The organism is Streptococcus oralis subsp. dentisani (assembly GCF_002096615.1).
GTDB lineage: Bacteria > Bacillota > Bacilli > Lactobacillales > Streptococcaceae > Streptococcus > Streptococcus oralis_U.
On the sequence record NZ_NCUX01000030.1, the window covers coordinates 40,380 to 62,310 of the forward strand.

Sequence of the window (21,931 nt, forward strand, 5' to 3'; positions counted from 1 at the left end):
ATTTATATTTATTTTTGTAATGAAGTTTCTCTATCCTTACGCTGCTCCACATTTTTCTCAATGTCTTGATGTAGCTTATAATCTTTTGTAATTGCTTCTACTCGTTGATACAAAGCCTGGCGTTCAAAGGTAGCCTCTTTAACAAGTTTATCAATCTCAGCCTTGCGAGTGCTAGGATCTACTCTCAAGTCTTTCAGAATAGAAACAGCTAGTTTCACTTCCTGAGGATTGCTTGATTCCAATGCAAGAAATGCAGACTGAATTTTATTAAGCTCACCCAAGCGTTGATCTAATTTATCAAGCAAGTTATCTACTTCTTCTAGTTCTTCTTCAAAACGATTTAACAATTCATCAAATTGCTGTCCTTCTGTCACTCCATGAGCGGATAGATAATTATATTCACGAACAAGCTGATCCAAAGTTGAGATTTTAGGATTTTTTCGGATAATCATTTCTCCATTATCATACGACAACTGGGAAGCGACTGTTTCTCCCTTCATGTAACGATTCTTATCAGCGTGTTCAGGATTAACAAAATAGTAGAAGTCATTTTTTCTGATAAAAATTTCATAAGAGTCATCTTCTGCTTTTTCAATCTGATGAGCTGGAATAAGAATGGTTCCCTTATTTCTAATCCCAAATTCCATTTCAAGATAGATCCCATTTTTTGTTTCTTCCATCACCTGCCATTCTTCAACTGTGATTCTCATTTCAAAATCATCTTCTCGTTCCGCAACCATTTTTTCATATTCAAATTTAATTTCATCGACAGAGAAGGTCACCTCGTTACCAACTACTCTCTCAGAAATTTTCTCCAAAGAATAATTTCCTTTTTTGGATAGAGTACGATCCCGAACATTTCTTGTTTGTTCTTGGTCAGTTAAACGATATTTTATTTCCTTCCCTGAAGTATCAACAACAAGATCTAAAGCTTTGGCCTTAGATTTAAAATCTTCTAATGAGGTCGAATGTTTTAAAAGAAAATCCAAACGAGATTTAATCTCATAGCGAAAAGAATTTTTTTTGCGATAGGCATGATACGATTTTCGATTAGTCCATAATTTCTCTTTAAGAATTTTAGCTCCAGCTAAATCCGCATACTTATCTGAGATATTCTCTAAACTTTTTTTCGTTCCTTTTTGCCATCGAAACTTTTTTAACGTAACCGAATTGGTGGAATTGAAAATAATATGATTATGGATGTGCCCCTTATCCATGTGAGTCGCTATGACAAATTCATGTTGTCCACCAGTTAATTCTAAAATTGTTTTACGGCCAATCTCATGAATTTCTTGCGGAGTCAAATCATCTTCAGGAGAAAATGATTGAATGATGTGATGAGCTAAAACTCGATTCGGGTTTTGAATATCAGATAGTTCTTTTGTCCCTGCTCGTTGAGCAGCATTCTTTTTGGTCAAAAGAAATTCTTCTGTCGCTGTGCTGGCATCTGTAATTCCATAAGTAGATACCAGTTGCTTGACTACTCGACCATCTTTGACCACTGCTGGAAATTCAATCTGTTCATCTTGTTCTAAGAAACTCGTTTTAGATGGATTCTCGATATAGCGTAAAGCATTATTTAAACTTTTTGTATCAGTCAGCTCGACCGTCTTTGCTTCATCCTCAATATATTTTGTAGATCGTCCTAATGAAGCCACTCCTTTTATCTGAAGAACTTTTGTTACAACCATCGCTCTTGTTCCTTTGTTTGATTTTCCTGTTTTTGAATAAATTGATTGACGGTATCTTTCAAATGTTTCTGCAATTCAAGAATCTGGCTCAATTCATTTAGACTGGCCTGATCATCTTCATTCACCTTTTTTGCGACCTGATTTATATTGACCCCTATTCGATTTATTTCCTTTCGCAATTCTTTCAATTCTTCAAAATTTAAGATTTTGACCTCCCCCATAATCAACATGATTCGGGCAAAGGCATTAAAATTTGTCATTCCAGATTCTGCAACCTTTGTTGAAATAAATCGCGCCTCTTCTTCCGTTAAACGAATTTTCTTCTGAATCATTCGTTTTCGTTTTTCTCCATTGTTCAAAAAAATTATCCTTTCTTCTGACTTTTTTGCTTGAGGGCCTAGGGCCCCTTTTCTTCTGGCAAGCATAGCACTTGGGTACCCAAATGCTGTTTTTAAAAAGGTCAAAGATAGTCAGGGGTTCACCCCTGACTATTCTTGACTTTTTAAATCTTTGGGGAAATCCCCAATCCCCTAATCCCTGCAAGCAGGAATGTTGTTCTATCACGAGGGAAAAGTTTGACTAAACTTTTAAGTCTTCCAGTAGAAGCTCCATTGTATCAACCAGCTCCATTTTTAATATTTCGTCTTTTAGTTGCTCAAATCTTTCATCACTCATTCCTTCAATTTCTTTGAGTGCAATGGGATACATTTCTACTTCTTCTAACTCATAGTTTGTTTTGATTCGCATATCTCTACGAAGAATGTAGAGGCATTCTTTACGAGAAATATGCTGATTGACTTCATTTACTTTTGGCGAATCTGTAGCCTCATTCTCAAAAAATATCTCCATTAAAATATCAAAAGTTTCTTGTCTTAGATTTTCAATCATCTTCTGTTTCTCCTTTTTTGTTTTTCTTCCGACGGATTAGTGCCTCCATTAGTGAGGGCTGCTCAGGAACTTTTTTTCTTCCACCTGCTTTACAGCCTCCGCCTTTTGATTACCCAATTGCTCAGATTTTTCTTTTGCCTGTTTCAGTTTAGAAGCAAACTTATCTTTCGTTACACTTTTATTTTTCACCAGTTCTAACTTAGCATCCATTCGATCAATCAAACTTTTTGCTTCCTTCTGAACAATCTGCAGTTGTTCCACCATATCTTCAAAACCATTTTTATCTTTCGCCCAAATAGCCAAATATCCAAAACTGTAACTACTCGTATCAAAACCAAAATGATTAGCTACGACATAGGCTACACTTTCAGCTTGTAATTCTTGCTTACGATATTGGTCGTCCCCATATTGGGCATTAGTTCCTCTGTGTAAATCTGAGTGAGCCATTTCATGAAAGATTGTTTTTAGAATCTGTTCTTGACCCTTTAATCCTTTTGAAATGACAATTCTATTTTCATCTGGAGAGTAATAACCATTTGCGCTTCCTCTTTTAATTTCTTCAAAACTGATAGAAACCTGATTATCCATCGAAACTGCTTTGGCTGCTCGATATAAATCTTCATAATCTTTGACAGAACCAGTTAATTCATTAATTGCTTTTGGCAATTCTTTTCCTTCTGTTTGAGAAACATCGAAGACATTCCCTAATTTGAATCGAGTAACAGTGACTTCCTTCTCTTCCATTTCATTCTCAGACGGAGAAAAACTCAACTCCTTTTGATTAACAGGAATTTTAGTTTTCACTTGATACGGAACCCAAATCTTCAGAGCTTTTGAACCCTTTTTAACTGTTCTGTCAAAATCTGTTTTCCATTTATTAAAACTTGCAACACGGGAAACATTAGGATTTTGCATCTTCAGCAAATGAATATTGTTGAGTGAGTAGTTGTGAAACTTACTCATCATATCCAAGAACGATTTAAACTGTTCCGAATCTAAATAGTTCTTCATTCCCTCTTTCAAGTGTTCAGCTAAAGCTTTTGTATCTTTATTTGCGACTAACTGGGAAATGGTTTGTTCTGAACTTTTAGCAGCAATTGCTTCGGTGATAATAGCTCCAGTCTCCACTTCAGCATCTGTCCTTCTTTCTCTATCTTCCTGCCTTTTATGAAGGTTAGAAGCAGCATTGTAGGGATCTGTTCCTTGCAACATCTCATCGGAGTTGGAAATACCATCACCATCCAAATCACGATCCCTCTCATCTTTTCGGTTATACTGATAAATTTTTTCGTATGGATTATCTGGTGTATTTTGCAAATTTTTGACTTGTGATTTCTCAAATTCATCCCGAATGTTTTCGATGGTTTGTTCACTCGCCAATCTCTCCAGATGATACTGATTGAATAATGTCTCATCTATCTTCATCAACTCTGGATGCTCTCGCATTTCTCGTGTTCCAAGTCTTTCTTTGTGAGCGATTGGGTTAATCTCGTCCCCAATATCGTAACGGATGCCATCCTGGATCAGTTCACCATCAGGAGCGTAGATACTAAACTGGATTTTAGTTGGAGAGATGTAGGCTTCTGGGTGACCACCAGTTACTTGTTGTAGCCCTTCCTGATGTAGCTGATAGAAGCTCTGATTGGCCTTATATAGTTCCTTAGCAAAATCTTGATAAGATATCAGCTCTGTTTCTTTAAATGGCAATTTAGGCCCATCTGGGCGCTCTTCAGCCCATTGAAGTCGTACATGGTAGTTCTCCTTATAGATATAATCTTGTTTCCATTCTTTATAAAAATCTGAATTTGTATCTAAAAGATGATCTTCTCCAGCTGCAGCAACAATCTGATCAAATTTATCATTGTACTGTTTCGCATAGTCAAGATACTGATTCCAGGATTGATGAAATTCTTCTGGAGTTTTTGAGATGTCACCTGGCACACCTAAATTATAAACAGTATCTAAGACTTGAGTAAAGGTAGCTGAATCAAGTGAAGTTTTATTCGATGTGTTCTCTGGAGCAATCTGTTCAATTTCTTTAGTTGCATCAGGCTGGATTTCCTCAAACAAGCCATTTTTCATAATGGATTGCAATTCTTTGCCCCCATCCTTAATATAGTCCTCATTGATCGATAGCTGTTCAATGTGGCCATTACGTTCACGGAATACTGCAAGAATAGGAGTTTTATCTGCCGTCTCCAGTTCTTTGACCAGTCTGGCTCTAGATTGAAATACTGATACTGGAATATAATTTTCTTCTTCCAGCTCTTTAAACAGTAAAATAATATCTTTATCATCAGACTTTATAAGACTGTCAAAGCGCCCATTATATCGTCTAAGATTAGTTAAATCATCAAAATAGAAAGACGTACTTTCTGTTGCTACTGAAAGATCTGACAGGACGTTGATTTTGTCAAAAGCTGCATCATTGTTAGCCAAAAGAATATTATCAAAGTGCCCGTTTCCCTCTGCAAAATCACGTAAAGTTTTTTCAGGTGTCTGCCCTGGTGCAAGTGGTTTAATCCCCGTCAAGTGCATGAAGTGCTTTTCTTCAAAATTCACTTGAACAGTCTTATCAGGAGTGACATAATAAATTTTAGAATTGGCTAATTCATCCAAATAATACTGCGCTGCATTCTGAATAGTTTGACTACGAATTGGACGATTCAATTTAGCTAATTCATGCGAGGAAATAGAATGATAGTGGCCATCGTTACTTGACTGGAACTCTTCATTTATGCTAAAATATAATAAATGAGAGGATAACGTAGGGCGACTGGTAACAGAGCGTTCAAAGGTACCAACTTCTGGTACGGGTTTGGGACTGCCTTCAGCCTTGGGCTGTAAAGACCCCTGACTACCATTGGTCCTCTCATTTTTTTGATACTCTGAATTCATATTTTGCTCTTGAGACTTCCCAAGAGCTTTTTCTGTGCTCTGATTTTCTTCCAGTGCTCTACTAGAATCTCCAAGAGGATTGGAAGGTTTTTCAAAGGTCACTGTTTTATCTGAATCAATAACCATCTGTTTTTTAGGCTCTACTGAAAAGCTGATATTATCCCAGTTCTGCTTCAGCCATTCCGCATCTTCTGGAGATAGACTGCTATTATCTATGTTCAATTCAGAACTCTGATCATCTTCTAGGACTAGTTCACCTTGCTTTTTTTGTTTGGACAGTAACTTGTTTACCACCTCTTTTTCCTCATCCGTATTAGGGCGATATTTAGGAGATAGTTCAAATCTCCCTTCCTCGGTCAATTCCAAAGCAACTCGACGTAGCCCTTTTACAAAGTAGATATTTGGCTGCTTAGCCCACTGCTTGACCTCTCCAGAATCAATTAAAGCTTGTGTCTCTGGTTGAATAACCAGTCCATCAACTTTATCTTGAATGGCTTCTAGGTGCTCTAATTCCTTTTTGTAACGCTTGATAGTTTCAGGCCTATAACTCGATTCTCCACGTTCTGCCTTCTCAATTTCTTCCCGGATACGGGGAATATTTTGGACACTCATATCCAGACCATTCCCCTGCCGGTTGAGACCTGCTGCTTTTCTGTCTTCTCTTTCCTGGAGTCTTTCAATTCGCTCTTCTTGTTCCTTGATTTCATCCAATTTAGAGAAGACACGATTTTCAATTTGTTCTTGCTTCTGCATAAAACGGCCCCCACCACGTTTATCATTCATAGGCTGGCCATTCGTTAGGGATTGATGAGAATAGGCCGCATTGATTGCCTCATCAGCTTCTCCTTTGAGTCGCTCTAGCTTTCGTTTAGCTTGCGCCAAACGGCTGTTATCTGGCTTTTCTGTTTCGTATTCAGCCCCTGCCTCATGTACTTCAGACATGGTATGTTTCCTTTCTTTCTCTTGATTGATAATCCTTGTATATTCCTGATGGACTTCTTCCTTTGTCAGCTGTCTAGCTGAGACAAAGGCTTTTACATCATCTGCAGTTAGCTCTTGCGCTTTTGCGAGAGCTATTTCTTTTGAAAAATAGCCATGGTAATGCCAGGACTTTTCATCTGCTATGTAAACGTGCGCCAGCTCTTTAGGAGCTTCATTCTCCCTCTTCAGGAAATCATTCCAATCTTCCTTTTTCTGGTCAATCTGGACAATAGGTGGAATGGCAATCTGTACCGGAATGCCCTTTTCTTGTAAGCGAGTAATAAAATTCTGCCCTGCAGCATCATTATCTACAGCCAGCGTAATCATATCCTGATGCTGGCCGTCTTTGAAATAATCCGTTGTGTTGACGACAGTTTCTAGAGCTTTTCCAGTATTCTGATCTATTTGATAGGATTTATCGTTCATCTCTGCATACAATTCCATAAAACGTCGGCTAATGATGCCCTCTTTGACCCCATCCATAGCAACTAGTCGGACATCTTGAAGGTTATCTTTATGAAGTTCATAATAACTCATTAGATCGATTGGAGCTTCCGCAAAGACTAAACGCTTGGGCTTTCCAATATCCACTGAAAAGCCAAGTTGGCCGTCTGAGTTTTTCATAATTTGTTTTAGGCGACCACGTTCCGGATAGTGTACCCGGTTTTCGACCACTCCCTGAAGGCTTGCTCCAGCTAAAAAGCCTGTGTTGTCCTTATACTTAAAGACTATCACAGGCTCAAAATAATCTCCTTTTTTTCGAGTGGCTTCCGCCATGCTTCCCTGACTCGAAAAGAAATCAATCGTATCATCTGAAAGACCTCTCTGATCCCTCAGATAGCTTCTGGAAGCGTTGAAATCTGGATGCTCATATCTTTCTAAGCTATAGCGAAAAGGCTCTCTTGAGGCCGTCTGAACCGCCAAATCCACTTCCGTAAATTCTCCAGTCTCCAAGAATTTCATGGCTTCTTTGTAAGAAACTTCTCGTATGGTTTGAACTAATTGAATCACATCTCCAAATTCTGATCGAGAATTCCAATGAAAGTCATTCTTCCTTACATCGATGACAAATGAATCGTGTTCTGTCCATGTATAGCTATAGTTCCCCGTGCGCTTTAACTCCATTCCCAGCTGTTCCGCAACAGAAAGGATAGATAGGTTTTTAGTCGCTTCTTTCGTTAATGGCATCTGTTACCTCCTTACAATGAATATTCTGACGCTTCTTTTTCTGCTGCTAAATCCTGAGTCTGGTTAAGCTGTTTCTCAACTTCTTCTGCTTCTACGAAACGCTCTAAATCAGGAATAAGGTGCTGGACTTGTTTGAGTTTATCCTGAAGTAACAAGTTATCATCAATGTGATAGACAGCTTCCTGCTGGCCATTGAAGCCCTTCTCCGGATCGATATCCTCAAATCGGATAACAGCTAATTCTGTCAAACTTCCCTTATACCAAGCTCCAATTTCATTTTCAAGATAGAACTGAACCGATTCTCGATCTTCAGCTTTTGTATTCCTCAAATAGGCCAGATCCCAGCTTTCACCCTGAGAATACCCAGTGACTTCTTGAACAATTAGCTCCTGATTGTTAGTGCTTAAAATCCGATTAATATCGTCTAAACGGGGGACTAAGATTTCCTGAGCTAGAGAAACTGCTTCTGTACGATAGTCGAAAAATTCATATTGTTCCCTATCTTCGACATAGTTCCTAACGAAATCTGAATAATGAGGAAAATGTTCCTGAAAGCTAGGTGAAATCATCCCATAGATATAGGCTTGTCTTAATGTTTCAAACTGGGCTATTTGATAATATGATGGATCGAGCTTAGCTTCTTGATTCAACATTTCCTTGATACTTTCTGGAAGTTGTATTGGCTCCGAATCTGGCCAAGTTCTCTTGGAATAGTTGATTACTTCCTCGTAGAGAATAGTATCAATCTCTGAATTTTTCATTTCAAGCAAAGCCTCTACAATTTGAGCTGATTCTGAAAGATTGGAACGATAATCAGTAATCAAGCCATCTTTACGAACCTCCCACTCCTCAACTTGAGCATTTTCTGAAGTTCGTAGTAACAATACCTCCTCAGCTTCCAGATCAACTCCAATGACCTGATCACCATTTGGTAGCTGATCCATCTCCAATTCCTGGATTTTAGCATCTAATTGATTATTAATCTGAAGCAAGTCTTGCTTCAAATGAAATAATTCTTCTGCATTGGCTTGTAATTCCTCAAAATACTCTCTGGAGATCTTCACTGGTCGAACCAATAAATCTTTCTCTCGTTGTTCTCGAGGGTAAGAAAACAAGTAGGGTGCAACTTCTTTGAAATCCTGATAATTCATCCATTTTATAGATTCTGTAACAATCATATTTTGGACATCAATGACATCTGTATGAGGAGTAATCCAGCCAGCTAAAGCCAACTCTTTTACTGCTTCGGATAGGGGGTAAGAAGGGATATGTTCTAAAATCCCCTCAAAATAACCAATCCCTCGAGCAGTTTCTTCCTCAACTTCACGCTTCATTCGTTTAAATTGTTTTTGTAATAGTGTATTCATTCTGTTTCCTTCCCTTTCTTTCCATTATCTGGGCCATAAAAGGTATCTACAATCCCTGCAGAACGTACAGCCGATTCCAATGCCGATCTCGCTAGCTCAGAAGCTGCAATCGTTCTCACTTTCACTTCCCATAGTTCTTCTTCCTTCTTTTTAATTAAACCATCCGCCCACTCATTATCTTTAATCAGCTCATCTCGTCGTTGCTTCAATTGTTCTAAATCCATTTGATTATCCTTTCATCAAAAAAACAGCTCTGTTTTTAGAACTGTTTCATTACCTGTTATTTTTATTTATTGAAAAGTCTTTGCCAGAACGATCGTCTTTGTAAAGACTCTATCTTCTCTTCTGCTACATTTTTCAATCTACGTAAACGTTGTGATTCATTGGTTAGACGTTGATTTTCAGTGAGAATCGCTCCTTTTTCCTGCTTCAGTTTTCGTTTATCTTCTTCTAGTTTTTGATTATCCTTTTCTAACTTCTTGTAATACTCCTCCTCTTCGTGATACTTTCTCAAGAGTGTTTCGGCCTGCTTGATATCTTCTGAAAGTTGTTTCACTTTTTCAAATTTTTCATCGTAGGATGATTTCAACAGCTTAATTTCATCCTTAAGTTCTTGGCACTGATCCTCATAAGTTTTCAAAGTTTGGTACTTCCTTTCGTTATCTGGTGTTATCATGTGTTCTTTTTGAAAACGTCCATAGAGTTTATAATCTCTATCTTGATAAGTGGTTCGAATTTCTTTTGCAATAGTTGCTAGTTCCTCAGGATTTTCAAACTCCTCCGGAAGACTTTCCTGAATCCACTTTGGAAAGAAGGCCTTGGCTTCAAAAAGAGGGATGCCCTTTCTAGCTAACTCTGCTCGTTTCAGACGACTTGGTTTTCCAGATACATAGAACTCAATTGCTAAAATACCATTGAATCGATAATATGCCGAATAAGGATAGGTTTCCTCCAACTTCATATAAAACTTTAAAATAGAATACCCACCGTCTGGAAAAGGCACCCTTTGAAGTTTAGCAATACGCTCTGGAAAAATCATAATGGTCGTCTCCCCCTCCTGAATTTGAAACTTCTGAATTACTTCAAAGGCAGAAAGAAAAGCAATTAATTCAGGCGTATAGGAGAAGCTCCCCGGCTTGTCCCTTAATGGGCTTGATTCTCCAGTAAAATATCGGAAAAAAGCCTGGCCACGTTTTCGAGTTTTCAAATTTGTGCGACCGTTAGATGGGCTTACTTTTAGCTCGGTTTCCAAGTCGTAAAATACACCGTTAATCTTATCTGTAGGATAATTCCAAGGATTGTCATCAGCTAGTTTAAGAGCTTCAAATGCGTTTACAACACGTTTCTGACCATCTTTTGTCTTAGCAACGGCATAAAATTTTGAAACTGCCATGGGTTACCTCCTTTTGGTATTTGTCTTTATTATACCATAAGAACAACTAAGACAGACTGTACTTTCTAGTTCTTGGTTTCGATATATCCAAGTTCATCTGTAGAAAAACCAACAATCTTATAGAAGCCTATGGCTCCAAAAGTTTCTAATAAATGAGTTTCCGCTACCCTTTTAGCTGTATTAAAATCACGAAAAAAACCTGCATGAGCAAAATTTTCATGCCAGGTTATTTTTTTTGCCTTCCTGATGCAGCCACACATACTGATCCCAATTTATAGCAATTAAAACGCAATAAGAGTCATAAAATTCCATTAGATTTCATTTCTTTCCTAAATTACTTCAAGAGGAGCAGCCGTCACTTCCTCAATATCGATATGAATAACATTTTCTTCCCCAACCTGGTCTTTCCACTCATCAATATCGCTTAGATAGCGCTTGTAACAATACCAGTTGTCATCGTTTGGGCCATTACTTAAGAGATAGGCTCTCGGATGCGTATCCAGGTTAAATTTTTGATCCCTAAAAACATTTTGTTTGGATAGGAAGAGTAGGGCTTCCGTTGTTCCAATTGTAGCAACCTCATGCGGTGTCAACAATTCCCGACCAATTTTAGAGTTCTGCTTGGAACTGCTGGCATTTCTCCCTCTACTCTCCGTATAGTTCTGATCATTTAAAGTCTGCTTCCCTGTTCGCTCAGATAAATGCTTAAGCGTATCTGGGTCATTGGAACCTAAATAAAGAATGGCACCACAGTTATTGAGAATCGTCTTCGTATTTTCTTTACCATACAATACTTCAATCTGACTTTGAGATTGCACCATCATTTTGATAGAAATCTCTCGAGAACGAATAACAGAGATGAGGGGTGGCAGATTAGGAATCTTGCCAATCTGACCAAACTCATCCGCCCATACCTGTATATGCAATAGGTCTTCCTTAGTCTTTGTTGGATACTTACCTAATATGACAGCATCTGCAGTTTTTATCAGCACATCAAAAATGGTACTAAAAAGAAGAGCAGACAAAAACTGATAAGCTGGATCTACTTCTGGAATATGAATAAAAACAGCTGTTTTCTCAATATTCCATTTTTCAATTTCCAGTGTATCTTTTTCAATAATCTTTCTTAGTTGCTCATGATCAAATACTGAGAATGTAGTCGCAAAAATAGCATAGACAGAAGTACGTGTCTGTCCGTCAAAGTTTTTATTGAATAAACTCCACTGTCTGCAGGCGTAATTCCCTGGACACCTTCTCTCCAGGTCTTCAAACATCAATTCAACCGGACTCTCCGCTTCTGGATGATTCCGTCTCAATTCTCGAATCATATCTGTAACCTGACCCAGGTTTGGCAGATAGTGATCGAGCTGACTATCAAAATAAAGATAGCCAATTAGAGAACGCATCAGGAGTTTATTGGCTGCCGACCAAAAAGGATCACTCTCATGACCATTTCTGTTTAGAGCTTCTGTAATAGCTTCAGCTACCCTGTCTATATCCATTTCATTGTGAATATATCTAAAAACATTGAAACCATCTGAATTTAGGAAAGTAATCAAATCAAAAATCTTCATCTTATAACCTTTTTCGACAAGTGATTTCCCTGTCTCATGAATCAAAATCCCTTTGGTATCTGTGGTTACAAAACTAGAGTTGCCTTGTAAAATATTTGGTTTTACAACACTACGTGTCTTTGAATCCCCTGTACCTCCATACACCAGAAGATTTTTATTAATCTGATTTTCATAGCTCAAGCGGTTATTAAATAGTCCCATCTGGCTATTCTGAGTAAAGATCATATTCTTTTCTGATTCTTTGTCTCGAAATCGCATCAACCATTCTTTGGTCACAAAACGTGCCGACCCATGCTCCTCCCCATACCTGTACGTACCTGTATCCGTTACCCTCAAATACAGCAAAAAAGCAATCAGAAATCCGCCCATACCAACCAATAAAGAAGCAGGAGTAAATTGAAAATCAATCCAAGATTTATCGCTTAGATGGTCGCTCATCCAGTTAAGCTTTCCAAGTCCAAATACATCCGTTACTGAATCGGTATCTGGTGCTAACAGCCACAATTTTAAGAGCCAATGAAAGAGGTAGAATAGACCTAGTCCTAACAACAAATACGGCCTAAGTCTCCGTTTCTTCTTTTCTGTAATCACTTCATTTTCCCTCCAATCTGTGGTTCGATATTTTCCGGAAGAACAAATTCCTTGGTATGAATATTTACCTGCAGGGAAGCAATTTTCTCTTGTTCAACTGCTTTGAAATGTTTCAATTTCTCCTCAAAAGAAGTTGTTTTACCATTTTTAAGATTCCGATCATTGAATCCTTTCGGATCTCTTGTGATCCCTTCTAGTACATCCTTAAAGGCTTGTTCGACAACACCTTTATCTTTTGCATTGAAAGCAAGAGTTGTCTTACCATCAGGGTGTGTATAAAAAGAAAAGCCAATCCCGTATTGGCCAAGTTCTTTTCGAACTGCCTCGAGATTGACTTCATTATGTAATAATTGCTGGACTTCTTTAGCATCTGCTGTTGCCATGAATTTATTCCAGTCTGTCTCACCAGTAAAGACTACATTCTCCCCTCTGGCTTGATAAGTTTCAATTCCTTTAGAGCACACCAGGAAAAGACCTTTTAAAATTACTTCTCCTGTCACAAGAGTTGCCCGTCCTAACTGGGCTACCACTTGTTCTTGTTCCATTTTAGCTCACCTCTTCAATTTTGAAATAAAGATCTTTCAATTGAGTGGCTTGAGATTCTTTAGTCAAAATCTGTTGTTGCAACTCATCGATCCTATTTTGGCACTGGGCAATTTCCTCGTTTGCTTCTTTGATAAAATCTTCGTTAGATTTGATTTTATTTTTAATAGATTGCTTATAAGTAATCGTCTGAGCCTCAAAGCTATCAATAACCTCTGAAGGTAAATTTACTGTAGTCGCATGAGAAAGAGAGAAAGAAGATTCAACCTTTTGATCAGGAATCATTTTATTCTCTTTCTGAGTAAATGTTTCAACAACCGGTGATACTTCTTCTGTAGCTGCATCCTGTGTATTTTCATCTTGTGAAGGTTCTACTTGTTCTTCCTCTTTTTCGTCCAATCTACTGAAATTCTCTGTAGTCCATTGACTAGAAGAATAGGTAATTTTATCTTCCAAAGTCAATTCCTCTCCAACCTCATCTTGAGGCTTTTGAGACACTAGCTCAGCAATTCTTTGACGAGCCATATTCGCCTCTTTCTTTACCGTTAGATCTTCTAATTCAGGATCTGGTTCTGATTGGAATTCGGGTTGAGACTGGGGTTCTGGTATGCCTTGTGTGGACTTCTTTTCTTTATGTTTTGCCAAAAAATGAAGAAAACCTCTTTTTTTCTTCCCAACACTCGTACCAAAATTTTCCAGCAACTGATCAATGATTCCAACAAAAGGCATTTCGAGACTAAGTTCTTGTAGAGTTTCACCTTCAGAATTGAGAGAATAGATTAGATAGATTCCGTTTATTTTATTACTCTTCATTCGTTCGTTGATGATTTCTAGCTTTGAAAACAGTTCGTCTCGATGTTCAAATGTTTCCTCTTGTTTAGTCTGTTGATTGATAATTTTATACATGGTTCACTCCTTGGTTACTTGATTGTGCTGGAAGGATTAGATCCTTCATTTCCTGATAAGATAGCCCACTTTCTTCCGAAAGGGCAACGAAAAGTTGAGCCTCCACATCCCTTTCCTGGACTGTGTAGTTCTTGATTTTGTCAATCGCTTCTTCTTTTTGTCGTTGCGCTTTCGCCTTGTCACTCCTGATTTTTTCAAGTTTAGTTTCAAGTTGATTTATTCTCTTGTTCATTCAATTCTCCTTATCGGCTACTACTGGATGAGGTCGTTTGTTCAGCAGAGGAAACTGAAGTCGAACTTGAACTGCTAGTATCTGAATAAGTTTCTATACTTTGCCCCTTTGCTTCAGTCAAGACGATCGGCTCAATTTTATTAATCAATAGCTTCCCTGATTGCTCCACATAGGTCAACCGAATTGTAGCCTTAGTGGTACCAGTAAGCCCCTTAGAATCTCGATTATCTTTTTCTGTTAAGGTTGTACTAGTATATTTAATCTGAGCTAAAGCAACTTTATGTGTTTTATCAATGTAGATAGAGCCTGATTCATAAGATTGGTCAACCACATACCCCTTATAGGTCTGATTGACTGGCTTTTGTTCTTCTTGAACAGTTTCCTGATACATAGAATCAGTCATAAAAGGCTTATATCGCGGACGATTCTCTTCTAAATCCTTTTTGGTATAGTAAGCAATTAGAAAGTCCTCGACCTGCTGTTCAGTAAGAGATAGTTGTTCCTGTTGTTTCTCTTCTGGTTTTTGCTTCGCCTCTTCCTGAACTTGACTATTCTGTCTCAAATTCTGTTGTACTTGAGCAATAGAATAGCCCAGGACAATACATAAAACGGCGACGGCTCCTATAAGGAGTCTCTTTACCATTTTGATTAACTTTTGATTATACATTCTTTTCCTTTCTTATTTAGGGGTAACAAAATAGATGCCTGATTGTGGTGTCAAGGTACGCCAAGTCGTTACATATAAACCACCAAAGTTCATTTCTGAAATCAAGAAACTACCATCGCTATTAACGTACTCACAGAATGCAACGTGACCATAGATTGGCGATGCTCCAGCTACACCATTCATGAATACAACTGCAGAACCTGGTTTTGGAGTCGTTGAAATTTCATATCCTTGAACTTGACCACTGTCAACCCACTGATTGGCATTACCCAGATATGGATAAATTCCAATCCCAATTTGAGCAAAGCGATTATAGACGTACCAAGTACAATTGCCTAGTTCATAAGCATTACCTGAATAACCTTGACCTTCTAAAATTGCTTGATCTGTAGGTAGTCCATAAGGGAGCTTATCTTTATATCCTGCTGGAACTTGCTGGCTAGATATACCTGTCGAACCACCTCCCTTATTTTTTAAGAAGTTCAACCATTGACGAGCTGCAGATTGCCGTTCTAAAAGCTTGTTCCCCGGAACTCCCAACCAAGCATTTAAAAAGTCCTCTGAAAGGGCTTCTACGGATCCAGTTGAAGTCACAATTCTTCTAAAGGCTGCCCGTCTAGTTGGATCATCTTCTTCTAGCAGAAATTTTGTTTGAACTTCTGCAGACCAAATATCTCCATTCACAGCTTTTGCAAAATTCCACAATGCAAGAGCACGAGGACCAGTAAATTGACCAATCCCAATTCCGATATAGTGCAATCCATTGACCAGGTAACCTCTTTCGTTTAAAGGTAAGGTAGGATACATAGCTTGAAAGGCTCCCCAGTTGCCAACTAGATTTTCTGCAGTAGGCTCTTTAGCAACCTTATCAAACTGATTATTGGTTAGGTAGTCCGTTTCATATCGTTTAAAAGTGATGGAGCTCTCAATATCAAATCCTCCTAAAACAGTTGCAATCCCTTCAACAGTTGCTTCTGGTATATTCTTTTTGATTGCATCCGCAAAAGCTCTTGCACGTTTCCCTTTCTCTCCAGATGTTTCAATATCACTGACAACAGACGTTGCTTGTGTGTATTCTACACGCTGGAAGTAAAAACCGACATTGACATAGGTCCAACTCTTTTCAACATTACCATCTTTGTCTTTCTTATTTGATCGATCAGGTTCTAGCTTTTGATAATAGACTGTTTGATTTCCTTCAGCAGCCACCTTTCCGATAATATCCCCAGACTTAACATGGTCTCCTGTTTTGTAACGAATCGTATCTACGTTCTTATACAGAAACTTGGAATTCTCATCACTGATTTCTAGATCATTACCATTTACTTCGACTTTCCCATCTAAAACGGCTAATAGAGTCTGACCACCTGAGGCCTGCAAAACAGAACCATTAAAAATTTCCGTCTTAGTTTTATACCCAAACCGCTCAATAATTTGAAGTGGAGTTTGCGATTCAGGCTGATCATCCGTATAAAACGGATTATCCAACTCTTGAAGCAACATATATTTTCCGCTATCTCGAGCAATTTCTAAGAGTTCTTTATACTCTTCTAACTCATCCTCACTCAACTTGTAGAGGTCATTTTTAGTATAAAGATCTTCCATTGTTTTAAGATTATCTTTATCCCCATTCAAATTCTTCCATAAGGTATCTAAGTAAAGTTTCCCACGATTATTTTGCGAAAAATACTTGTTCCCGTCTATACGAAGTTTATCTGAAATATCATCATACTTATAATTCAAGTACAAAAGCGGATCGTCAATTTTTGTCCAATAATCTACTTTGTCATTAGATTTTTCACGATCCAATTTTGAAAGATACAACCAGGTATCATTCATATCAAACTCATCTTGACGGGTGATACCTGAACTACCAATACCAAGTATAGCCAAAAATAAAAGTAAACCAAAAGCAATCAGAGAAGCCTTAAAGCCAAACGGATTTTTGATAATAGCTTTAATCGGTTTAGATCCAAAACGGTAGACCTTCCTAGCCTTCTTGGCAGCTTTCCCAGTTTTAGAAGCAGCCAAGCGTTTTTTATAATCCTGAATACGACGAGAGAGTTTTCCTTCCCAGGAAAACTCTCTTGGAGTTCGGGTGAAACCTCTCCCCTTAGCCTTATTATAGAATCTATTTCCTAGGCCATAACTTGATTTAACTACTCCTTGACCAAGCTTACCGCTATATTTCCCAATCGTTTTGATACGTTTCCCTTGAATCTGAATATCCTGATACCGATATTTAGCTCGTGCTAAATCTGATAGCGTATCATCCTGATGCGCTGCAGAACTAGCTTGTTGACTCGCAGAACGTTCTAAAGCCTGTTTAGTAGCACGATAAAACTTCTTCTTACGTGAACCACCGTTAGCCTCTTGAGCAACTTTGAAGACTTTTTTAGCAACTCTCTTCTCTAGTTTTGCCTTATCGAGCTCTTTCTTGAGTGATGTTAGCTTTTTAGCACCTTCTGGAGTTAATGATTTTCCTTGTTTCTGTAAACTTTTATATGCTTTTTTTAGAGATTTTACCTTGTCCTTTGAAGCTCTAAATTGTTTACGACTCTTCCTCACTATATGGCGCTTAGAACGTGTTTGTTCTTTTAGTTCCTTCATTTGCTTAGCACTATCTTGTTGAACAGTTCGGTAATTATTCCGAGCCGTCTCCAGTTTTTGATCTAACTTATGACCGATTGTGTTTGGTCTGCCTTGATCCTGATTCATAATAGACTCCTAAGCGTCCGTTGCGACTAAGTTATACAACTTAGTATTCTTTGGTATTGGATTTTCAAAAGGCACAACAACTGGCCCAGCTACGATTAAGCCGGTACCTTTAGCTTTTGGCCGTGCCAAGTAGCGAATCTGTTTGTCAGTCAGATTGACAATCTCTTTTAAGATAGCCAGATCTTGGGGCTTTTGTTTGAGCAAAATCATGAACTCGCTATTTGAAAGTAACTTCCGACCTTCTTCAACAGCAGCTAGCGTTTCTACGTTCTGGGTAATTCCTGTTGGAATCGCACCGTATTTCCGAATCCGTGAATACAGTGTAGTAAAGAAGTCTGCTTGGGCTTTATTTTTAAATAGAATCTGCATCTCATCAAAGTAAACCCAAGTGGTACATTTCCCTTGATTTTCTACAATTTGATTCCAGATATAATCCTGAATAACCATCAATGCAAATGGCTTCAACTTGTGCGACAACTTCTTCAGATTAAAGATAACAAAGCGATGATTGAGATCCACGTTTGTATTGTGAGCGAAAATATCTTGCGAACCAGTTGTATAGGTTTCTACCGCCAAAGCTAAATCTTGAGCTTCTGGCTCTGGTTGTTCCTTCAATACCTGGTGCCACTCTTTTAACGTTGGAGTAAAATCATCTGTCAAATAGCGTTCATAAGTCATACCTGTTACACGGTCAATAATCCCAATCTGTGCATCTGTCACCTCAGATAAAATCGATTCGAATAATCCCATCAACAAGTTTGCCTTATCTCCAATCGGATCGTCATCCTCATCATCCAAACGATCTAGGTCTGGTAGATCCAAAAGATTGATATGTGTTTTAGAACCAATCGAAATATCCACCATCTGAGCACCGAAAGCACGGCCAATATCAGAATATTCATCTTCGGGATCCACAATAATTACTCGATCTTCTGGATATTTCAGCAAAGTTGGAATGACTTCTCCACCCTTAATCGTAGTAGACTTACCAGATCCAGAGGAACCAAGCACAACACCTGAACCCGTATTCAGATCACGTTTTCGATCCAGTGTAATGATATTGTTTGATAACTGATTTTGACCATAGTAGCGAGCATGTGAGCTGTCAGACTTCAAATCCACGTTAGTAAAAGGAACTTGCGTAGCAATATTAGCTGTAGTCATCTTTCTCATGAAATTTTTCTTCACATTTACGAAGCACTCTCCGATAGGTAAAATCGTATTTAGAGCCTCTTCCTGGTAATAATAGAGATCTTCAAATTCTACCCCTAGTTTACGGCCAGCACGCTTAATCTTCTGCTCATTACGTTGTAGTTCCTCCTGGCTATCTGCTTTAAAATACACTGCAATAAAGCCAGAGAAAATTTTCTGATCATACTCAGTAATCTCATCTCGCCACTTCTTGGTAGCTTCTGAGATTTCTTGGTCACGACCAGCAACGACCGCATCATCAAAGATACCAGATTGAGCAGCTTTACGTTTAGAACGTAACTTTCCAATTTCAGCATCTGTTTCTGCATCGTCAATCTTCTCTAAGATTTCAACATTCTCATAGGGTTCTGCATGGATAGTAATAGCCAATTCAAATCCCAGTGTCGTTAAATCACGAATAAGCCGATCAGACATCCAGTTAGGATAGCGACGTGCATAGAGCACCTTACACCAACGATCATCTATAACCATCCGTTTTTCCTGAAATTCAATCCGGTTTGGAGCAATAAATGATTTCGTTGGCAGACCAGATAAAGCAATTTCTTTGTAATCAAAATTGACATACGGGTTATCTCGTAACAGTTCAGAAAAGACCTTTAAACGATCTAAACCATTCATTTCCTTAAATGTAATATCAGATTCCTGAAATTGCGTTCCCAGGGAAACTCCTATATCTTGCAGTAACAACTGAGCCTGTTTTCGATCATCAGCGTTCGTTGAAATGGTCACATACTTATGTACCTCGAAGTTGTTAGCGTGTGTCGTAAATCGCTCCTTAATCATCTCATTCAACTCCTCACGATAGTCATCATAGCCATCGTTTGTTTCTTCAAACAAGATATTCTGCAAGGAGTTATCCGATACTCTACGGTTGATTACTAAGAGTTGATAGTTACCGCCCTCATCCAGTGAATTAAGAGCATCCATAGTTGTATCGATGATACTCTCTTTTTCATCTTGTTGAGCTGTCGAATAAGAAGCATCTCCCAACATAAAGCTCCGAGAATACTTCTCACGTGCAATGTGCATCAATCCGTCTTCATGTAGTAGTGTATAATTGATAGTATTTTGTGTCGTAGGTTTCATCTGACGACGCAAGCGCTCAATTTTTTTCTTTTCTGCTTTTTCTAGTTTTTCTCTTTTGCTTTTGAATAAACTCATCTTTCGTATACATTCCTACCTTTCCAAATTCTGTCTCATAGGTTCTTTGTTGGATTCGAAAAAAGAAATCGATTTTTTCTTTAATCCGCATTCGCTTGGTCATGCCTGTACCGTACATTGCCCCAGGAACTACAAATAGAGCATCCCAAAGATAAATGTACCAATCAGGTAAACCAAAGAAATATATCGTAATTGTCCCTGAGACAGCTATTATCAAACATACGTAGAGAACAATCATTCTACCTGTTAATCCAAATAAAATTGGTCTGTCCTCGGTTTCAAATTCTCTTAAAAATTCTGATCCAATTTTTTTCAATTATTTTCCTTTCATACAAAATCACATTGAACAATTCTAATTTTTCTAGACATGGATTACACTCCTAAAAGTTGCTTAGCTTTTCGACTGGTTCCAACAAGTGTAAAGATGTATATAACACCTTTAGCGATTGAAGCAAATGCTGTTCCCCAACTTCCACTAGATCCTGCCGCAACTTTTAACATATCTGTAGTGACTAAACCGTTATATACAACAGATACCACAATTAGAACAACTCCAATAAAGGCAGAAGCAGCAAAGTATTTCAGGAAGTTAATCGTAACAGAGCGTAAGGAATCCATCATAAAGAACGCCACTAATAATGGAGCCAAGGCTTTGAGCATATACAAATCTAAATATCGTAAGAAGATGATGATTCCCAGCGTAATATTAGCAATAAATTCAGTTAAACCGCCAACTAGACCAAAAATCAGTTTTTCAAACCAGCCTTTGACCGCCCCTTGCGCATATTGATATTTATCAAGTTGTGAGGGTACTACATGGGCAATTACCTTCACGACAATATTAAGCAATTCCAGAATGGCATCACAAATTTGTGATGAGGCCGAAATCAAGATGAAAGCAAATAAATACTTCATCAATGCCTCTAGCCAAATCTTCTGCGTTAGCGCACCTCCCCTCGACTTGACCATTTGTGACCATGATGCCATTTCAAACCAGAAAAAAAGACCTAAAAGGATATACCCAATAGGTCGGACAGCATTGGCCATCATGGTTACAGCTTGGTTAGTATCAAAACTGTAACTGGAAAGAGAGCTAGTCAACTCTCTAATATCTAAATTCATAGGCTACTCCTAAAATTTTAGCTGTGATAATGCTGCAACGATTGCGGCTGCAATTCCCGCAGAAGCTACGGCCAGATACGCACCATTAACCATAGAATCAGAACCATCATCCTGTCTCTGCTTGTCTTTATTCTTTCTTCCTTGAATAAAGTCAATTGCACCATTCCAAATCCAAATAAGACCTGTAATTGTTCCAACAACACCTAGACCAGTAATAATTTTTGTAATGATTTCCATTTGTTTTACCTCTTTTAATTTCATTTTTTATAATAAAAAGCACTGTAGAGATTACCTACAGTGCTTAGCACGATTCTATTTTTATAGTTCATCAAATTCCTCACGATAAATCGTCCGAATAGTAGCTACCAGAAGAGCAAGTACAATCATAATAGGAATCTCAATATGTGGATATGGAATGAAATTAGTTCCGCCTGCAGGAATTGGAAATTCACGAACTGCGCCATCAATCCAAGCACGTTGAACAAAGCCCATAACATGAATTCCATACCACCGAAAAACATCATCCCCTACTGAAGGACTAACCCAATGTAAAATATCAATCAAAAGCCAGAATGGCAAAAACATGGCTAATCCAACACAGCATTTAGATACAATCCAAAATATAATAACTCCAAAAACTGATTTTACGAAATTAATACACCAAAGAATGATATAAAAGGGAGCCGTAAAAATTCTAATAATAGCTACCCATAACCAGGAAAAATCACTCCCAAATTTCATAATCCTACTCCTCCACGATTTATCATTATTATACCATAAAAATAGCTTATTTAAAAGG

Annotated in this window: 19 protein-coding genes; all 19 read right to left on the reverse strand. The window is 38.1% G+C overall.

Annotated elements, in window-relative coordinates; all coding sequences use genetic code 11:
- Nucleotides 1–8: 8 nt before the first annotated feature.
- Nucleotides 9–1,691: a helical hairpin domain-containing protein gene (locus tag B7708_RS03730; protein ID WP_084946228.1), complete on the reverse strand. Its 1,683-nt coding sequence runs from the start codon at nt 1,689–1,691 to the stop codon at nt 9–11.
- Complete coding sequence (locus B7708_RS03735) at nt 1,682–2,116, reverse strand: plasmid mobilization protein (protein WP_239822454.1); 435 nt, start codon at nt 2,114–2,116, stop codon at nt 1,682–1,684. Before B7708_RS03735 ends, B7708_RS03730 begins: the two co-directional genes overlap by 10 nt.
- A 154-nt stretch (nt 2,117–2,270) precedes the next feature.
- Nucleotides 2,271–2,579 carry a hypothetical protein gene (locus B7708_RS03740; protein ID WP_084911294.1) on the reverse strand — a complete coding sequence of 103 codons (309 nt, stop codon included), beginning with the start codon at nt 2,577–2,579 and terminating at the stop codon, nt 2,271–2,273.
- A 48-nt stretch (nt 2,580–2,627) separates the two neighbouring features.
- The gene (locus B7708_RS03745; RefSeq protein WP_084973859.1) at nt 2,628–7,646 is read right to left on the reverse strand and encodes a PBECR4 domain-containing protein; all 5,019 of its coding nucleotides are present in this window, start codon (nt 7,644–7,646) and stop codon (nt 2,628–2,630) included.
- Between the two features lie 11 nt (nt 7,647–7,657).
- Nucleotides 7,658–9,013, reverse strand: coding sequence for a hypothetical protein (locus B7708_RS03750; RefSeq protein ID WP_084946230.1), 1,356 nt, complete (start codon nt 9,011–9,013; stop codon nt 7,658–7,660).
- Nucleotides 9,010–9,237: a hypothetical protein gene (locus B7708_RS03755; protein WP_084946231.1), complete on the reverse strand. Its 228-nt coding sequence runs from the start codon at nt 9,235–9,237 to the stop codon at nt 9,010–9,012. Before B7708_RS03755 ends, B7708_RS03750 begins: the two co-directional genes overlap by 4 nt.
- Before the next feature lie 62 nt (nt 9,238–9,299).
- The gene (locus B7708_RS03760) at nt 9,300–10,406 is read right to left on the reverse strand and encodes a hypothetical protein (RefSeq protein WP_084946232.1); all 1,107 of its coding nucleotides are present in this window, start codon (nt 10,404–10,406) and stop codon (nt 9,300–9,302) included.
- A gap of 65 nt (nt 10,407–10,471) precedes the next feature.
- Nucleotides 10,472–10,666: a hypothetical protein gene (locus tag B7708_RS03765; protein ID WP_239822455.1), complete on the reverse strand. Its 195-nt coding sequence runs from the start codon at nt 10,664–10,666 to the stop codon at nt 10,472–10,474.
- Nucleotides 10,667–10,735: 69 nt separating this feature from the next.
- A complete protein-coding gene (locus B7708_RS03770; RefSeq protein WP_084973861.1) occupies nt 10,736–12,571 on the reverse strand; it encodes a VirD4-like conjugal transfer protein, CD1115 family in 1,836 nt (611 codons plus the stop codon).
- Complete coding sequence (locus tag B7708_RS03775) at nt 12,568–13,116, reverse strand: DUF3801 domain-containing protein (protein ID WP_084946234.1); 549 nt, start codon at nt 13,114–13,116, stop codon at nt 12,568–12,570. The genes B7708_RS03770 and B7708_RS03775 overlap by 4 nt, the downstream gene beginning before the upstream one ends.
- A 1-nt stretch (nt 13,117) precedes the next feature.
- Entirely contained in the window at nt 13,118–14,020 is a 903-nt protein-coding gene (locus B7708_RS03780; RefSeq protein WP_084973863.1) for a hypothetical protein, read from the reverse strand.
- The gene (locus B7708_RS03785; RefSeq protein WP_084973865.1) at nt 14,013–14,252 is read right to left on the reverse strand and encodes a hypothetical protein; all 240 of its coding nucleotides are present in this window, start codon (nt 14,250–14,252) and stop codon (nt 14,013–14,015) included. The genes B7708_RS03780 and B7708_RS03785 overlap by 8 nt, the downstream gene beginning before the upstream one ends.
- A 10-nt stretch (nt 14,253–14,262) precedes the next feature.
- Nucleotides 14,263–14,814, reverse strand: a complete 552-nt coding sequence (locus B7708_RS03790; RefSeq protein WP_239822457.1) for a hypothetical protein — start codon at nt 14,812–14,814, stop codon at nt 14,263–14,265.
- Between the two features lie 117 nt (nt 14,815–14,931).
- Nucleotides 14,932–17,637 carry a phage tail tip lysozyme gene (locus B7708_RS03795; RefSeq protein WP_084973869.1) on the reverse strand — a complete coding sequence of 902 codons (2,706 nt, stop codon included), beginning with the start codon at nt 17,635–17,637 and terminating at the stop codon, nt 14,932–14,934.
- Nucleotides 17,638–17,646: 9 nt separating this feature from the next.
- Nucleotides 17,647–20,010 (reverse strand): VirB4-like conjugal transfer ATPase, CD1110 family, encoded by a 2,364-nt coding sequence (locus B7708_RS03800; protein ID WP_084973871.1) that lies wholly within the window; start codon nt 20,008–20,010, stop codon nt 17,647–17,649.
- Nucleotides 19,952–20,326, reverse strand: coding sequence for a hypothetical protein (locus B7708_RS03805; protein WP_000719645.1), 375 nt, complete (start codon nt 20,324–20,326; stop codon nt 19,952–19,954). The genes B7708_RS03800 and B7708_RS03805 overlap by 59 nt, the downstream gene beginning before the upstream one ends.
- 56 nt (nt 20,327–20,382) lie before the next feature.
- Nucleotides 20,383–21,132, reverse strand: coding sequence for a hypothetical protein (locus tag B7708_RS03810; RefSeq protein WP_001046960.1), 750 nt, complete (start codon nt 21,130–21,132; stop codon nt 20,383–20,385).
- 9 nt (nt 21,133–21,141) lie between these two features.
- Nucleotides 21,142–21,393, reverse strand: a complete 252-nt coding sequence (locus B7708_RS03815; RefSeq protein WP_239822458.1) for a hypothetical protein — start codon at nt 21,391–21,393, stop codon at nt 21,142–21,144.
- Between the two features lie 57 nt (nt 21,394–21,450).
- Nucleotides 21,451–21,873: a hypothetical protein gene (locus B7708_RS03820; protein ID WP_084973873.1), complete on the reverse strand. Its 423-nt coding sequence runs from the start codon at nt 21,871–21,873 to the stop codon at nt 21,451–21,453.
- Between the last annotated feature and the right edge of the window lie 58 nt (nt 21,874–21,931).

Excerpts from the sequence above, each read along its gene's own strand:
- B7708_RS03795 (WP_084973869.1), bottom strand. The coding sequence starts at position 17,637 with ATGAATCAGGATCAAGGCAGACCAAACACAATCGGTCATAAGTTAGAT.
- B7708_RS03800 (WP_084973871.1), bottom strand. The coding sequence starts at position 20,010 with ATGAGTTTATTCAAAAGCAAAAGAGAAAAACTAGAAAAAGCAGAAAAG.
- B7708_RS03735 (WP_239822454.1), bottom strand. The coding sequence starts at position 2,116 with ATGCTTGCCAGAAGAAAAGGGGCCCTAGGCCCTCAAGCAAAAAAGTCA.
- B7708_RS03815 (WP_239822458.1), bottom strand. The coding sequence starts at position 21,393 with ATGAAATTAAAAGAGGTAAAACAAATGGAAATCATTACAAAAATTATT.
- B7708_RS03820 (WP_084973873.1), bottom strand. The coding sequence starts at position 21,873 with ATGAAATTTGGGAGTGATTTTTCCTGGTTATGGGTAGCTATTATTAGA.
- B7708_RS03760 (WP_084946232.1), bottom strand. The coding sequence starts at position 10,406 with ATGGCAGTTTCAAAATTTTATGCCGTTGCTAAGACAAAAGATGGTCAG.
- B7708_RS03775 (WP_084946234.1), bottom strand. The coding sequence starts at position 13,116 with ATGGAACAAGAACAAGTGGTAGCCCAGTTAGGACGGGCAACTCTTGTG.
- B7708_RS03730 (WP_084946228.1), bottom strand. The coding sequence starts at position 1,691 with ATGGTTGTAACAAAAGTTCTTCAGATAAAAGGAGTGGCTTCATTAGGA.
- B7708_RS03750 (WP_084946230.1), bottom strand. The coding sequence starts at position 9,013 with ATGAATACACTATTACAAAAACAATTTAAACGAATGAAGCGTGAAGTT.
- B7708_RS03785 (WP_084973865.1), bottom strand. The coding sequence starts at position 14,252 with ATGAACAAGAGAATAAATCAACTTGAAACTAAACTTGAAAAAATCAGG.
- B7708_RS03745 (WP_084973859.1), bottom strand. The coding sequence starts at position 7,646 with ATGCCATTAACGAAAGAAGCGACTAAAAACCTATCTATCCTTTCTGTT.
- B7708_RS03810 (WP_001046960.1), bottom strand. The coding sequence starts at position 21,132 with ATGAATTTAGATATTAGAGAGTTGACTAGCTCTCTTTCCAGTTACAGT.
- B7708_RS03765 (WP_239822455.1), bottom strand. The coding sequence starts at position 10,666 with ATGTGTGGCTGCATCAGGAAGGCAAAAAAAATAACCTGGCATGAAAAT.
- B7708_RS03755 (WP_084946231.1), bottom strand. The coding sequence starts at position 9,237 with ATGGATTTAGAACAATTGAAGCAACGACGAGATGAGCTGATTAAAGAT.
- B7708_RS03780 (WP_084973863.1), bottom strand. The coding sequence starts at position 14,020 with ATGTATAAAATTATCAATCAACAGACTAAACAAGAGGAAACATTTGAA.
- B7708_RS03740 (WP_084911294.1), bottom strand. The coding sequence starts at position 2,579 with ATGATTGAAAATCTAAGACAAGAAACTTTTGATATTTTAATGGAGATA.